General features: G+C 66.0%; 15 protein-coding genes. 10 read left to right on the top strand and 5 right to left on the bottom strand.

Features of this window, described 5'->3' with window-relative positions; translation table 11 throughout:
- Window positions 1-35 precede the first annotated feature (35 nt).
- The 3 genes from hemN to NX773_RS19720 form a co-directional block, all read right to left on the bottom strand.
- Entirely contained in the window at window positions 36-1,460 is a 1,425-nt protein-coding gene (hemN, locus tag NX773_RS19730) for an oxygen-independent coproporphyrinogen III oxidase (protein ID WP_258857995.1), read from the bottom strand.
- 18 nt (window positions 1,461-1,478) lie between these two features.
- The gene (locus tag NX773_RS19725) at window positions 1,479-2,663 is read right to left on the bottom strand and encodes an NnrS family protein (protein WP_258857994.1); all 1,185 of its coding nucleotides are present in this window, start codon (window positions 2,661-2,663) and stop codon (window positions 1,479-1,481) included.
- 170 nt (window positions 2,664-2,833) lie between these two features.
- Window positions 2,834-3,301: an RrF2 family transcriptional regulator gene (locus NX773_RS19720; RefSeq protein WP_258857993.1), complete on the bottom strand. Its 468-nt coding sequence runs from the start codon at window positions 3,299-3,301 to the stop codon at window positions 2,834-2,836.
- Between the two features lie 199 nt (window positions 3,302-3,500).
- Between NX773_RS19720 and NX773_RS19715 the strand changes: the two genes are divergently transcribed.
- The 6 genes from NX773_RS19715 to NX773_RS19690 all read left to right on the top strand — a co-directional run bounded on the left by NX773_RS19715 (window position 3,501) and on the right by NX773_RS19690 (window position 8,491).
- Window positions 3,501-5,786: a nitric-oxide reductase large subunit gene (locus NX773_RS19715; RefSeq protein ID WP_258857992.1), complete on the top strand. Its 2,286-nt coding sequence runs from the start codon at window positions 3,501-3,503 to the stop codon at window positions 5,784-5,786.
- 62 nt (window positions 5,787-5,848) lie between these two features.
- Complete coding sequence (locus NX773_RS19710; protein WP_258824534.1) at window positions 5,849-6,115, top strand: DUF2249 domain-containing protein; 267 nt, start codon at window positions 5,849-5,851, stop codon at window positions 6,113-6,115.
- A gap of 23 nt (window positions 6,116-6,138) precedes the next feature.
- Window positions 6,139-6,588 carry an RrF2 family transcriptional regulator gene (locus NX773_RS19705; protein ID WP_258824533.1) on the top strand — a complete coding sequence of 150 codons (450 nt, stop codon included), beginning with the start codon at window positions 6,139-6,141 and terminating at the stop codon, window positions 6,586-6,588.
- A gap of 2 nt (window positions 6,589-6,590) precedes the next feature.
- Entirely contained in the window at window positions 6,591-6,971 is a 381-nt protein-coding gene (locus NX773_RS19700; RefSeq protein ID WP_258857991.1) for a SirB2 family protein, read from the top strand.
- A 6-nt stretch (window positions 6,972-6,977) separates the two neighbouring features.
- A complete protein-coding gene (locus NX773_RS19695; RefSeq protein ID WP_258857990.1) occupies window positions 6,978-7,214 on the top strand; it encodes a DUF2249 domain-containing protein in 237 nt (78 codons plus the stop codon).
- Window positions 7,214-8,491, top strand: a complete 1,278-nt coding sequence (locus NX773_RS19690) for a permease (protein ID WP_258857989.1) — start codon at window positions 7,214-7,216, stop codon at window positions 8,489-8,491. The genes NX773_RS19695 and NX773_RS19690 overlap by 1 nt, the downstream gene beginning before the upstream one ends.
- On the opposite strand, the gene NX773_RS19685 is transcribed toward NX773_RS19690, so the two are convergent.
- Both NX773_RS19685 and nirK read right to left on the bottom strand, forming a co-directional pair.
- Entirely contained in the window at window positions 8,471-9,151 is a 681-nt protein-coding gene (locus tag NX773_RS19685; protein ID WP_258824529.1) for a Crp/Fnr family transcriptional regulator, read from the bottom strand. The two genes, NX773_RS19690 and NX773_RS19685, sit on opposite strands and share 21 nt — an antisense overlap.
- A gap of 101 nt (window positions 9,152-9,252) precedes the next feature.
- Window positions 9,253-10,653, bottom strand: coding sequence for a copper-containing nitrite reductase (nirK, locus tag NX773_RS19680; protein WP_258857988.1), 1,401 nt, complete (start codon window positions 10,651-10,653; stop codon window positions 9,253-9,255).
- 287 nt (window positions 10,654-10,940) lie between these two features.
- On the opposite strand from nirK, the gene NX773_RS19675 reads away from it, so the two are divergent.
- From NX773_RS19675 to NX773_RS19660, 4 genes are all read left to right on the top strand, one after another.
- Window positions 10,941-11,894 carry a transporter gene (locus NX773_RS19675; RefSeq protein WP_258857987.1) on the top strand — a complete coding sequence of 318 codons (954 nt, stop codon included), beginning with the start codon at window positions 10,941-10,943 and terminating at the stop codon, window positions 11,892-11,894.
- Between the two features lie 75 nt (window positions 11,895-11,969).
- A complete protein-coding gene (locus NX773_RS19670) occupies window positions 11,970-13,481 on the top strand; it encodes a YifB family Mg chelatase-like AAA ATPase (RefSeq protein ID WP_258857986.1) in 1,512 nt (503 codons plus the stop codon).
- Between the two features lie 40 nt (window positions 13,482-13,521).
- Window positions 13,522-14,064 carry a hypothetical protein gene (locus NX773_RS19665; RefSeq protein WP_258857985.1) on the top strand — a complete coding sequence of 181 codons (543 nt, stop codon included), beginning with the start codon at window positions 13,522-13,524 and terminating at the stop codon, window positions 14,062-14,064.
- 71 nt (window positions 14,065-14,135) lie between these two features.
- Window positions 14,136-14,477: a DUF1840 domain-containing protein gene (locus tag NX773_RS19660; RefSeq protein WP_258824524.1), complete on the top strand. Its 342-nt coding sequence runs from the start codon at window positions 14,136-14,138 to the stop codon at window positions 14,475-14,477.
- Window positions 14,478-14,655: the final 178 nt, after the last annotated feature.

Below are 14,655 nucleotides of genomic sequence, written 5' to 3'. Positions count from 1 at the left end.
GAACGGATTATACGTGCGCCCGGCCTTGCCCCGGCTCAGATGGTTTTGGAATACTGCATGCGCTGCAGCGGCACGTGGTTGGGCTTGCCGAGCCAGGCGTCGAACGCCATCGCGATGTTCCTGATGAGCAGGCGCCCGCGCGTGGTGACGCTGATCGCGCCGGCCTCCAGCGCCAGCAGGCCGTCGGCCTCGAACGCGCGCAGCTTGGGCATCTCGGCCGCGAAGTAGTCGTTGAAGACGATGCCGTGCGCGCGTTCGAACGCGGGCACGTCGAGCGTGAAGTCGCACATCAGGCGCTGGATGACGGCGCGCCGGATGCTGTCGTCGGCCGAGAGCGCGATCCCGCGCGCAAGCGGCAGTTCGCCGCGGTCCAGCGCCGCGTAGTAGCGCTCCAGCGACTTTTCGTTTTGCGCGTACACGCTGCCCACCGCGCTGATCGCCGACACGCCGACCGACACCATGTCGGCCTCGGCATGGGTCGAGTAGCCCTGGAAGTTGCGCTGCAAGCCTCCGCTCTTCTGGGCGATCGCGAGCTCGTCGTCGGGCTTGGCGAAGTGGTCCATGCCGATGTACACGTAGCCGGCATTGGTGAGCTGCTCGATGCACAGCGCCAGCATGTCGAGCTTGACCTGCGCCGCCGGCAGCTCGTCCTCGTCGATCAGGCGCTGCGACTTGAACAGGGCCGGCATATGCGCGTAGTTGTAGATCGAGATGCGGTCGGGGCTGGCGGAGACCACCTTGGCCAGCGTCTGGCGCATCGTTTCCATGCTCTGCTTGGGCAGGCCGTAGATCAGGTCGATGCTGACCGAGCGGAAGCCCGCCTCGCGCGCGGCGGCAATCGCGTTGAGCGTGAGCGCCTCGGGCTGGATGCGGTTGACCGCCTTCTGCACCTCGGCGTCGAAGTCCTGCACGCCCAGGCTCAGGCGGTTGAAGCCCTGGCGCCGCAGCGAATGCACGCGCTCGGGGTCCACCGTGCGCGGGTCGATCTCGATCGAATACTCGCCCTCGGCGTCGCCCACGAAGGTGAAGCGGCTGCGCAAGTAGTCCATCAGCTCGCCCATCTGGGCGTCGGACAGGTAGGTGGGCGTGCCGCCGCCGAAGTGCAGCTGCTCGACCCGGTTGTCGGCGCCGAACAGCGCGGCCTGCATGTCCACCTCGCGCTTGAGGTAGTCGAGGTAGATGGCGGCCTTGTCGCGGTTGGTGGTGATGATCTTGTTGCAGCCGCAGTAGTAGCACAGCGACTGGCAGAACGGGATATGCACGTACAGCGACAGCGGCCGCACGCCGCCGGCCGCGCGCAGCCCCTGCACCGCGGCCTGGTAGTCGAGCGCGGTGAACTGGCCGTGGAAGCGGTCCGCCGTCGGGTAGGACGTGTAGCGTGGCCCCTGCTGGCTCATCCGTTCGATCAGGTCGGCGGACAGGTCCAGCGCGCCCGGCGCCGGGAATGCGGTTTTCGACATCGTGTATCCTTGTTGGTGTTATCCCTCGCGCCCATCGATGCGCGGGCGGCACAGGTAGGGGCCGTACACGGCCACGTACAGCGCGAATGCGGCGCTCCAGCAGACCGCGGCGGCGACCAGCGCGACATTGCGCGCGCCGTCCGGCGACAGCGCCGCCACCAGGCGTGTGACCACGCCCAGCTGGACCAGCACGTACATCGCCGTTTCCTTCGGCCCCGACGCCAGCTTCCGGCCCGTGTGGCCAAGTGCGGTGCGCGTCATCATACCAAGGATCAGGCCGGCCAGCGCGCCCACCGCGAGCACGTGCACGGCGGCCGACTGCGGCACCACGCCAAGTTGCGACAGCGCCAGCAGCAGGAAGCCGAACGGGATCCAGGCGTACGACGCGTGCAGGATCCACACCAGCGGGTTGCCCAGGGTGGCGAGCGGCTTCCAGCCGGCCAGGCGCATGGCCTGGAACACGGCCGCGGCCAGTGCCAGCGGCGCGGTCACGATGGCCGGCAGGTTCAGCCCCCAGGCCAGGCCGGCGGCGGCAGTGCAGCCCAGCGCCAGCTTGTCGGTGCGCGGGTTGCTGACGGTCTTGGCGCCCACGCCGTTCTGGGTGAACATCGGGATCACGCGCCCGCCGATGGCGCCCTCGATCACCACCACCACGATGATGGCGGCATAGACCGGGCGCAGCGGCGAGGCGTCGATCCAGCCCAGCACGGCGGCGTGGTACAGCGCGTTGGCCACCGCCAGCAGGCCCAGCAGCGCGACCAGGAACAGGTTGCGCTTGTTGCCGGTGCGCTTGAGCACCTGGTAGAACGGCCATGCCGCAACCGGCAGGAAAGCCACGTCCACCACGGCGGCCACCAGCGGCGAGCCGGCGAACATGGCCACCCTGCCCGCGATCCACAGCCCGGCAATGGCGGCCAGCTGGGCGCCGCGCGGCGTCCACAGGCCGGTCCAGTTGCGCCCGGCGGTGTACAGAAAGCCCACCACCACGGCCACCACGAAGCCGAACATCATTTCGTGCACGTGCCAGGCCAGGCCGACCTGGAACGGCCCGGCCACGCCGTAGTAGCTGGCGATCCAGGCCGGGATGCTGACGGCGGCGAAGGCCGCAGCCAGCAGGTAGAACGGGCGGAACCCCAGCGCCAGCAAGGCCGAACCCGGCGTTGGGGCGGGCGCTTCGCGTTCTTCGATGGTCAAGAGAGACATGGTATTTCTCCGTTTAAGATACATTTTTAATGCATCTTATACCGGACAGCCTGTGCAGGCAACCTTGATCTGCGGCCGAGTTGGTTGTCGCGCACGGCGGGCCGAACTCGCGCATGTTTTGACCTGCATCATGGGCGGATTGACCTAGAGCAACCGACAATGCGTTGCGGTCAGGCGGCGGCGCGCTTGTTGAAGTGCAGCTGGATCGCCTGCACGCCGGGTGTACCCAGCTTGGGATCGCGCGCGACCATCTGCTCGAGCGTGACGCTGTCGAGCACGTCGAGGAAGGCGCTGGTGGCGCGCGCCAGCGCCCCGCGCATCTCGCAGCCGGCCGCGTACAGGCACGGTGCGGTGCTGGCGTCGAAGCACGAGGCCATATAGAAGTCGCTCTCGGTCTCGCGCACCACTTCGCCAATGGTGATGGCGGACGGTTCGCGTCCCAGCCGCAGGCCGCCGCTGCGTCCGCGCACGGTTTCGACATAGCCGAGCGTGCCCAGCTGGTGCACCACCTTGGTCAGGTGGTTCTTGGCGATGTTGTGGTTCTCCGCGATGTCGCCGATCGTGACCAGGCGGTCGCGGTTAAGCGCCAGGTACATCAGCGTGCGCAGGGCATAGTCAGTATAGGAAGTCAGTCTCATTGTCGGGTCATTCGCGCCATGCGCGATAACAGGCACAAATTTTACAACTTTTTGTGCCGGTGTCTCAAAAAAACACAACCTGGGTCAAGAAAACATACATTTCGTTTGCCTCAAATAAAAGATGCACCTAGAATGCATCTTAACTGCTGCCCAGCAGAGAACTTCGAAACTCGATCAACCCAACCACCAAGGAACTACCATGCATGCCACGCGCAAACTATGGACTTGGCTTGCGATCATCTGCGTAGCATCCTTTGCCGCCCTGCTGTGGGTCGGCAAGGAAATCTACCTGAAGGCGCCCCCAATTCCACAACAGGTCACCAGCACCAAGGGTGACGTCCTGTACACGGCCGAGCAGGTCACGCTTGGCCAGCAAGCCTGGCTGTCGGCCGGTGGCCAGCAGCTCGGCACCGTCTGGGGCCACGGCAGCTACGTGGCGCCGGACTGGTCGGCCGACTGGCTGCACCGCGAAGCCCTTGCACTCCAAGATCTGTTCGCACAGCGCAATTACAAGACCAGCTATGCGAATTTGTCCGCCGAACAGCGCGGCCAGATCGACGCGCTGGTGAAGCAGGAACTGCGCACCAACACCTATGACGAAAAGACCAAGACGCTGGCCCTGTCGGACATCCGTGCCGAAGCCGTGCGCCAGGTCGCCGAGCACTATGCCGGCCTGTTCGGCACCGACCCCAAGCTCGACAAGCTGCGTGAACAATATGCGATGAACGCCGGCTCGCTGCCCGAGGCAAGCGAGCGCCAGGCGCTGACCGGCTTCTTCTTCTGGTCGTCGTGGGCCACTGCCGCCGACCGTCCGGGCGAAACCGGCCTGTCCTACACCAGCAACTGGCCGATGGAGCCGCTGGTCGGCAACAGCCCGAGCGCCGGCACCGGCATCTGGTCGATCGCTTCGATCATCCTGATGATTGGCGCGATTGCCGCCATGATCCTGTACCACTCGTCGCACAAGGAAGAAGACGACCCGATCCCGCCGAAGGCCGACCCGCTGGTGAGCGTGAAAGCGACGCCGTCGATGAAAGCGACCAAGAAGTACTTCTTCGTCGTGATCGGCCTGATCCTGGCGCAGGTGGGCTTTGGCGCCATCACCGCCCACTACTCGGTCGAAGGCCACAGCTTCTTCGGCTTCCCGCTGGCAGACATCCTGCCGTACACCGTCAGCCGCACCATCCACACCTCGTTCGCGGTGCTGTGGATCGCGACCGCCTGGCTGGCCACCGGCCTGTACATCGCCCCGATCATCGGCGGCCGTGAACCGAAATTCCAGAAGCTCGGCGTGGACGTGCTGTTCTACGCGCTGCTGTTCATCGTGGTCGGCTCGACCGTGTGCGGCTGGCTTGGTTCGATCGAGCACAAGGGCAACGAGTTCTCGTTCTGGCTCGGCAGCCAGGGCCTGGAGTTCACCAGCATGGGCCGCATCTGGCAATACCTGCTGTTCGTGGGCCTGCTGTTCTGGGCCTTCCTGCTCGGCCGTGGCCTGTGGCCCGCGCTGACCAAGGCTTCGGAAAGCCGCGGCCTGATCATGATGGTGTTCCTGTCGGCCTGCTGCATCGGCGCCTTCTACGCCACCTCGCTGGCCTGGGGCCGTACCACCCACTACTCGATGATCGAGTACTGGCGCTGGTGGCTGGTGCACCTGTGGGTCGAAGGCTTCTTCGAAGTGTTCGCCACCGCAGTCATCGCCCTGCTGTTCTCGCGCCTTGGCCTGATCCGTGCAGCGACCGCCAACAGCGCCATCGTGCTGGAAACCATCGTGTTCCTGTTCGGCGGCATCCTGGGCACCCTGCACCACCTGTACTGGACCGGCACCCCGACTTCGGTGATCGCCATCGGCGGCATGTTCTCGGCACTGGAAGTGGTCCCGCTGTCGATGATCGGCTTCGAAGCTTATCGCAACTATGAGCGCTCGAAGGCCGCGCCGTGGGTCCAGAGCTACAAGTGGTCGATCCTGTGCTTCATTGCCGTCGGCTTCTGGAACATGGTTGGCGCCGGCCTGCTCGGCTTCTCGATCAACACCCCGATCTCGCTGTACTACGTGCAGGGCCTGAACCTGACCGCAGCACACGGCCACGCAGCGCTGTTCGGTGTGTACGGCATGCTCGGCATCGGCCTGATGCTGTTCTGCCTGCGCGGCCTGACCAGCCGCCTGGCCTGGTCGGACGCACTGCTCAAGCAGATGTTCTGGCTGCTGAACATCGGCCTGGCGATGATGGTGTTCATGGCGCTGGTCCCGGCCGGTATCTACCAGGCTGCCGCCAGCATCACCAAGGGCATGTGGTACGCCCGTTCGCCTGAAGTGATCCACTCGGCCTTCATGGAGAACATGGTGTGGCTGCGCGTGCCTGGCGACATCGTGTTCGCAATCGGCGCCCTGTTCCTGGCCGTGTTCGCCCTGCGCCTGCTGCGCGGCGGCGCACCGAAGGAAGCCACGGTCGCCGCAACCGAACCGGTTGAAGGCACCAAGGCCTAAGCAATGCAGGGCGCCGGCTCCCCCTCCGCCGGCGCCCTGCCAACCCACACAAGGAATCCATCATGTCCAACTGCACTTGCAACGATTCGGCCCAGGCCAACAACACCCACCTGTTCGACGCGCGCGGCGTGGCCCGCCGCTTCCGCCATGCCTCGATCTTCGGCGCGCTCGAGTCGCTGACCCCGGGCGAGACCATGCGCTTCGTGAACGACCATGATCCGCTGCCCCTGCTGGCCCAGCTGCGCAACTACTTCGGTCCGCGCATCGACATCGGCTACGTGGCACGCAACCCGGAAGAGATCGTGATCGATTTCACCGTCAAAGCCTGACAGCGCCAAGCGCACCGACGACCATGCGACTGACCGACTATACCGATTACGCCCTGCGCGTGCTGATGTACGTCGGCGCGCAGAAGGACCGTCTGGTGACGATCCAGGAGATCGCCATCAACCACGGCATCTCGAAGAACCATCTGACCAAGGTCGTGCACCGGCTGGGCCTGGCGGGCCTGGTCGAGACCGTGCGCGGCCGCACCGGCGGCGTGCGCCTGGCACGCGACCCGGAAACCATCACGATCGGCTCGGTCGTGCGTCTGACCGAACCCGATTTCACCATCGTCGAGTGCTTCGACGAGGAAAAGAACACATGTGCGCTGGCGCCCATTTGCGTGCTCAAGCACGCACTCGGACGCGCAACCAGTGCATACTTGCAGGAACTGGATCGCATATCGCTGGCCAGCGTGCTGCCGCTCCCGCGCTCACGGCTGGCCGACGGATTCGCCGAACTGACCTTTTCCGGATGACGATGGACTACCTGCTGCTCAAACACTTCCACATGACCTGCGCTGCCCTTTCGGGCAGCTTTTTCCTTGTGCGCGGCACCTGGATGCTGGCCGGCTCGCCGCTGCTGCAGCGGCGCTGGGTCAAGACCGTGCCGCACCTGGTCGATTCGCTGCTGCTGGGCTCCGCGGTCGGCCTGGCCGCGTGGAGCCACCAGTACCCGGGCGAGCAGCCCTGGCTCACGGCCAAGCTGGTCGCCCTCGTGGCCTACATCTTGCTGGGCAGCGTGGCGCTCAAGTACGGGCGCACCAAGGCCGTGCGCACGATTGCGTGGCTGGCGGCTTTGACCACCTTCGGTTACATTGTGGCCGTGGCCGTCACCAAAAACCCGCTGTTCTTCCTTTGACCCGCAATGCCCAAGACTGATCCGCAAGACATCCTGCTCGACGTGCGCGGCCTGCCGCCGCCCGAGCCCCTCGAACGCGTGCTCGACGCGCTCGACACGCTGCTGGCCGGGCAGCGCCTGCGCATGCTGGTCGACCGCGAACCGCGGCCGCTGTACCGTATCCTCGATGCCAACGGCCACCGCTTCCAGGCCAGGTCGCTCGCGGATGGGAGCTTCGAAATCCTGATCTGGCCCGCGTCCTGATGCAGCGGGCGCTTTCGTTCGACACCACCCCGCCACTGTCGATCCCGCTGCGGTTCATGCTGACCGCGCCCTGGTTTGCGACGGCGGCCGGGCTGCTGCTGCTGTGGAGCGGCGCGCCGGCATTGCAGAGCCGCTGGAGCGGCCCCATGCTCGCGCTCACCCACCTGATGACGCTGGGCTTCCTGGCCATGACCATGCTGGGCGCCATGCTGCAGATGCTGCCGGTGGTGGCGGAGTCGCCGTTTCCGCGCCCGCGCGCGCTGGCGTCGGTGTCCTGGCTTGGCCTGGCGGGCGGCACGCCCCTGCTGGCGGCCGCGCTGCTCGGCGGTCCGCGCTGGCTGTTCGCCGCCGCGCCGGCTGTGCTCGGGCCTGCGCTGCTGGTCTTCGTGGCCGGCGCCGCGCGCGCGCTGGCGCGCCGCACCAGCCCCGGCGCCTTGCCCATGGCCGCCGGCATGCGCCTGGCCGTGCCCGGGTTCTTCCTGACCATCGTGCTTGGACTGTCGCTCGCGGTGTTCCTGGCCGGCGGCCCGGCCCTGCCGGCGGTCGCGGTGACCGACCTGCACGCGGCGCTTGGCCTGCTCGGCTGGGTTGCCATGCTCGTCATGGCGGCCGGATTCCAGGTGATCCCGATGTTCCAGGCCACGCCCGTGTACCGGCGCGCGGCCAGCTTTGCGCTGCCGCCAGCGCTGGCGCTGCTGCTGTGCGCATGGGGCGCCGCGGGCTGGCTGCGGCCGGCCTGGCAAGCCCTGGCCGGCTACGGCGTCGCACTGGTGCTGGGGGGCTTTGCGGTTTATTCGCTGTGGCTGCTCTCGAAAAGCCGGCGCACCACACCGGATATCACGACCTGGTACTGGCGGCTGTCGCTCGGCAGCCTGCTGTGCTGCGCGCTCGTGTATGTGTGGCCCGGGATCGACCCGGACCGCAAGACGGTGCTGCTCGGGGTGCTGTTCGTAGCGGGGTTTGCTACTTCTGCAGTTAACGGCATGCTGTACAAAATCGTGCCATTCCTGCTGTGGTACCACCTGGGCAGCGCCGGCGTGGCGCGCGCGCAGGTGCCGGGCGTGAACAACTGGATCGGCGCACGCGCCGCGAAACGGCAATATGCGGCGCACGCGGCCGCAGTGGCGGCGCTGTGCGTGGCGGTGGTGGCGCCGGTGCTGGCGCGTGCGGCGGGCGTGCTGTTCGCGGCGCAGGCAGCCTGGATCGGCACAATCCTGGCCGGCGCAGCGCTGCGCTACCGCCGCATTATTACCGCGTCAGCTCTCGAACGCGCGTAGACGCTGCAGGTCGAGGATCGTGACCTCGCGGCCGCGCAGCGCGATCATGCCGCGCGCAACCAGCTCGTGCAGCACGCGCGAGAAGTACTCCGGCGTCAGGTTCAGGCGCGAGGCAATCATCTTCTTGCTGGCCGAAAGGGTGAAGCGCGCGCCGTCGGCCGGCGGCTCTTCGTTGAGCAGGTAGCTGACGATGCGCTGGCTGCCCGAGCGCAGCGAATACGATTCGACGTCGGCGATCAGTCCGTGCAGGCGGCGGCTCATCCCGGACAGCATGCGGCGTGCCAGCACCGGGTTGCGGTCGATCTCGTCGAACATCACCTTCTTCGAGATGTGCAGCAGCAGCGAGTCGGCCAGCGCGTGCGCGGTCAGCACGTACGGCCGGTCCATGAACATCACCGCTTCGCCGAAGCTGTGCCCGGGCCCGACGATCTCGACGATCTTTTCGTTGCCCTGCGCGGACACGAAGCCGAGCTTCACCTGGCCGTACACGACCGTATGGAAACCGTGGCAGATATCCCCGCGCTGGAAGATCGGCTGGCCACGCACCGCATGCACCTCAACGGTGCCGGCGGCGATGGCCGACAGTTCCTCCGGCCCGAGGTCCTGGAACAGGGGCTGGCGCTTCAAGAATTCGCGAGGATCGATTTTTTGTATAGCCATGACAGGCGCTCACAAGGTAAAAATGAGGCGCGCGGCCTTGGGGACGCACGCCTCGCGGGTCACACAACGGGCGCGCCGATCGCGCCCGCTTTCACACTGGTTCAATGGCCCGAGGCAGCGTCCGGCTTGCTCGAAGTCTTGAACACCTCCGGGTTGTCCTGGCCGGTCACGTACAGGAAGCCTGCCAGACCCTTCTCCATGCGCGAGAGCGCGTGGTCAACCAGCACGTAGCGGCCCGGCACCTCGACCTTGAACTCGACCATCGTGGCGCCGCCCGGTGCGACCGTGGTGGTCTGCACGTTGCGCAGCGGCGGCGAGGTCAGGTCGCCCATCGAGTACACGCGGTCGAACACTTCGCCGATCACGTGGAAGCTCGAGGTCAGGTTCGGGCCACCGACGCCGAAGAAGATGCGCACGGTCTCGCCGACCTTGGCTTCCATGCGGTAGGTCTTGGTCAGCGCTTCGTGGTTGCCGTTGAAGATCATGTGCTCAGGCTGTTCGGCCAGCAGTTTGTCGAGCGAGAACTCGTTTTCGCCGGCGGTGCCGTGGCGCTGGGCGGTGTAGAGCTCACCCTGCATCACGTAGAATTCGCGGTCAACCTTTGGCAGGCCACCTTCCGGCTCGACCAGGATCATGCCGTACATGCCGTTCGAGATGTGCTGCGCAACCATCGGGGTGGCGCAGTGGTACACGTACAGGCCCGGGTTGAGTGCCTTGAAGGTAAAGCCCTTGCTGTTGCCCGGCGCGGCCTGGGTCACGGCTGCACCGCCGCCAGGACCGGTCACGGCGTGGAAGTCAACCGAGTGGATCATGTGGCTGTCGGCGGCGTTGGACAGGTTCACGTCCACGGTGTCGCCCACGCGCACGCGGATGAACGGGCCCGGCACCTTGCCGTTGAAGGTCCAGTATTTATAGGTCGAACCGTCCATCAGGCGGCCGGTCACCTCGGTGGTGTCCAGGTTCACCTTCAGGTGCTGCGGCCCACGGGCGCCCACCGGGGTGCCGACGTCGCGCGGGTCGTGCGAAATCTCGACGCCTTGCGGCTTGGCTTCGGTGGCGGCGTCGCCCACGATCAGTTTGCCGATCATGCCGGCAGCAACGTGGCCCGGCAGCGAGCAGATGTAGTTGAATTCGCCCTTCTTATTGGCGCGGAAGACGATCGAGGTACTTGCGCCCTTGCCGTTGACCTGGTTCGACTTGGCGCCGAAGTCGGCGATGGTCAGGTCGTGGGTGGCACCGTCGCCATTGACCAGGTTGATCTGCACCACGGCGCCTTCTGGTACGCGCAGCGTCGGGTTGGCCTTGCCGTCGAGGGCGCCGCCCTTGCCAATAAAGACCAGCTTGCCATCGGCGATGTCGGTGCGCAGCGTGAAGGTGACGTCCGCGACGTTCTGCACGGCCGAGGCCGCGTGATGGGCTTGGTGTTGTGCGTAGGCCGGGGCCATGCTGGCGGCGCCCAGGACGAGGGATGCGATGACGGTCGAGATCAGCTTGCGTTTCATTTGTTTCACCTTGGGGTTGTTGTGTCGTGTTCTTTCGTTTCGTTACGGGACAAATGATAGATTTCAGATGCATCTTAAAAAAATGATGTACATCAAAAAAACCTAAGGTACGGAACAACGGGCGGGACCGTGCCATCATAGGCGTCAAGCGGAGTGAACAGCGCTCTCTTCGAAATTTGATCTGCATCATGATTAAAAGATGTATCGGCCATGTATGATTTGTCGCAATTAGGCCACACCGGGCCCGAGCACGCGGTGCGCCGCGACCAACAACGAGGAGCAAGATCATGAAACGTCTCACTATCGCAGCCAGCCTGGCCGGCCTGCTGCCTTCTGTCGCTTTCGCCAGCTGCGGGGCAGCTTTCTGCACGGTGAACACCAACTGGACCGCGCAGTCGGCCTTGGTCGATGCCGGCTCGTCGTATGATTTGCGCTACGAATTCATCGACCAGGACCAGCCGTTCGCCGGCTCCGACAAGATCGCCGTCGGCCAGATCCCGCACCACCACGACGAGGTGAGCACCCTGAACCGCAATCTGGTGGCGACTTACAGCCGCAGTTTTGGCAACGGCTGGGGCCTGTCGATCAGCGCGCCGCTGGGCGACCGCGACCACGTCCATATCCACAACCACCACGGCGAGAAGGTCAACGAGCAATGGAAGTTCACCGAACTGGGTGATATCCGGGCAGTGGGCCGCTACCAGTTCTTTAGTGGCGGGGAAGCAACGGCGCCGTCGGCGGGCGGCGTGATGGCGGGCCTGAAGCTGCCCACCGGCCGCACCACGGTGGCCAACGACGCCGGCGACGTCGGCGAGCGCAGCATGCAGCCGGGTACCGGCACCACCGACCTGATCGTCGGCGCCTTTTATCACCAGACCCTGATGGTGTCGGACGCCTCCTGGTTCGCGCAGGCGCAGTACCAGCACGCATTGAACAGCCACGACGCGTACAAGCCGGGCGCGCAATTCAGTGCGGACCTGGGCTACCGGCACGGGCTGGGTGAGCGGTTCGGGGCGCAGGTCCAGCTGAACTTCGTGCACAAGAGCGCGGACAAGGGCGCCTCGGCCGAGCCGGCAGACAGCGGCGGCCGCTTCGTGTACGTGAGCCCGGGCCTGACCTATGCGATTTCCAGCAACCTGCAGGTGTACGGCTACGTCCAGCAGGCGCTGTACCGGCACGTCAACGGCGTGCAGCTGACGGCCGACCGCGCATTCCTGCTCGGCATCACCGGAAAGCTCTGATCCGTTTGGCGGCCCTCAACAGGGCCGGGCGCGTGAACAAGCAAACTCTTGCGAGTTCAATTCGCGCCGAAAGCCATGAGTCTTGCAGTCCTTCGCAGTCGGGCCCTCGCGGGCATGGATGCGCCCGCGGTCAGCGTCGAGGTGCACCTGGCCAACGGGCTGCCCGGCCTGACCATCGTCGGCCTGCCCGACGCCGAGGTGCGCGAAGCCAAGGACCGGGTGCGCGCGGCGCTGCAAAATTCCGGCTTCGACATTCCGGCCCGGCGCATCACGATCAACCTGGCGCCGGCCGACCTTCCCAAGGAATCGGGCCGGTTCGACCTGCCCATTGCGCTCGGCATCCTGGCCGCTTCCAGACAGATCCCGTCGAAGGAGCTCGGGCGCTACGAATTTGCCGGGGAGCTGTCGCTGTCCGGCGAGCTGCGCCCGATTCGCGGCGCGCTGGCCATGGCGTTCGCCATGCAGCGCTGCCTGGCGGCGCCATCGTTCATCCTGCCCCATGCCAATGCAGACGAAGCGGCGCTGGCGCCGTGCGCGGCCATTTACCCCGCCCGTTCCCTGCTCGAGGTGTGCGCCCATTTCATGAGCGCCGATGAAAGCGACCGGCTGGCACGCCACGCGGGCAGGGCCGACCCGGCGCGCCCGGACTACGCCGACTTCGCCGACGTCAAAGGGCAACAGTATGCCAAGCGCGCGCTGGAAGTCGCGGCCGCCGGGCTGCATTCGGTGCTGCTGGTCGGCCCGCCGGGCACCGGCAAAAGCATGCTGGCGTCGCGCTTTGCGGCACTGCTGCCGCCGATGAACGATGAGGAGGCGCTGGAATCGGCCGCCGTGCAGTCGCTGGCGGGGGCGTTCCGGGCCGAACGCTGGAAGACGCGGCCATTCAGATCGCCCCACCACACAACCTCGGGCGTGGCGCTTGTCGGCGGCGGCAACGTACCGCGTCCGGGCGAGGTGTCGCTCGCGCACAACGGCGTGCTGTTCCTGGATGAGCTGCCGGAATTCGATCGCCGCGTGCTGGAGGTGTTGCGCGAGCCGTTGGAGTCCGGCCACATCACGGTGTCGCGCGCCGCTCACCAAGCAGACTTTCCGGCCCGCTTCCAGCTGATCGGGGCAATGAATCCCTGTCCGTGCGGCTGGCTCGGCCACCCCGCGGGCAAATGCCATTGCAACAGCGAAGCGGTACAGCGCTACCAGGACCGCATCTCTGGCCCCCTGCTCGACCGGATCGACATGCAGGTGGAGGTGGCGCCAATGACGCCCGAGAGCATGGCGGCAGAGGCGGACGGCGAACCGAGCGAAACGATTGCCGACCGGGTTGCCCATGCGTACGCCATCCAGCTGGCGCGCCAGGGCAAACCCAACCAGCAGCTGGCCACACGCGAAATCGACCGTCACTGCCGGCTGGACGCCGCCGGCGAGGCACTGCTGCGCCAGGCCATGGCGCGCCTGCACTGGTCGGCGCGGGCCTACCACCGCGTGCTCAAGGTGGCGCGCTCGATCGCGGACCTGGCCGGCGCGCCTCGCATCGCGCCGGAGCACGTGAGCGAGGCGGTGCAGTACCGGCGTGGGCTGCGCGAGCGCTGAGCGGCTGGTTGCGCCACGCGCGCCCTGCTACCATCGGACTATGCGACCACATTCCATCCTTGCATTCGCCGCTGCCGCCGCGACCGTCGCGCTCGCCGCCTGCAGCCCCAAATACAACTGGCGCGACTACATGAGCCCGGACGCGCCCTATCGGGTAATGTTTCCCGGCAAGCCGGCAACCTACACGCGCAGCGTCGACCTGGACGGCATGCGGGTGGACATGACCATGACCGCCACCGAAGTGGAGGGGGCCATGTATGCGGTGGGCGCCGCGCAGGCGCCAAGCGCCGCCCAGGCCCAGGCGGCGCTTGGCGCGATGAAGACCGCGCTCGTGCGCAACATTGGCGCCACCGCGACGCAGGAGAAATCGAGCGCGACGGCGAGCGTGGCGGGCGCCACGCACAGCGCATCGGCAACGAGTGACGTGACGGCCGATGGCGTACTGAACGGCGTGCCGATGCGGCTCGTGGGGCATTTCGAAGCACGCGGACAGCGCTTCTACCAGGTCATTGTGGTCGGGCCGGCCAAATCGGTGGCGCCGGAGCCCACCGAGCAGTTCATCTCGTCGTTCAAGGCGCAGTGAGCGCGTAGCGCGCCCGCGTCAGGCGGCGACCCGTGTTATCGTTTTAGTCATCCAACCAACTGGAAAGAATCATGCTTATCACGTTCAGATGCAAGGCCGCTCCCGAGGTCATGATGTACAAGGAGCACGCAAAGCGGATCCTCGATCTGCTGAACAAGGACGCTGACCGCGGCGTAATCACGGCGGCCGAGGCGCCGAAAGCGGTCGAGACAATCGAGAAGGAAATTGCCGAATCGCGGAAACACCAAGCAGCGGACGAGGTGCAGCAGGACATCAAGGCGCACACCGCGCCTGACGACAAGGAGCATGAGGGCATGGAGACCGTGAGCTTCGCCACCCGGGCTTATCCCCTGCTCGAAATGCTGCGCGCGGCACGTGACCACAAGTGCGACGTGATGTGGGGGGTGCTGTAGGCGCTGGCGCAAGCCGGGAAACCGGCCGCGTTCCAAGTGCTCGGAGAACAAAAAGCCCGGTCCGCACCGAACGCGATCTTGAGCGCGCTCAGGCCGACGGGGCTTTTCCAAAAGCGAAAAACCCCCACCTGCACTGAACGCGATCTTGAGCGCGTTCAGGCTGGTGGGGGTTTTTCTA

The sequence above is a fragment of the Massilia solisilvae genome (assembly GCF_024753215.1).
Lineage (GTDB): Bacteria > Pseudomonadota > Gammaproteobacteria > Burkholderiales > Burkholderiaceae_D > Telluria > Telluria solisilvae.
Note: the sequence above shows the minus strand (reverse complement) of the source record. Positions and strands in the feature narration are given on the sequence as shown.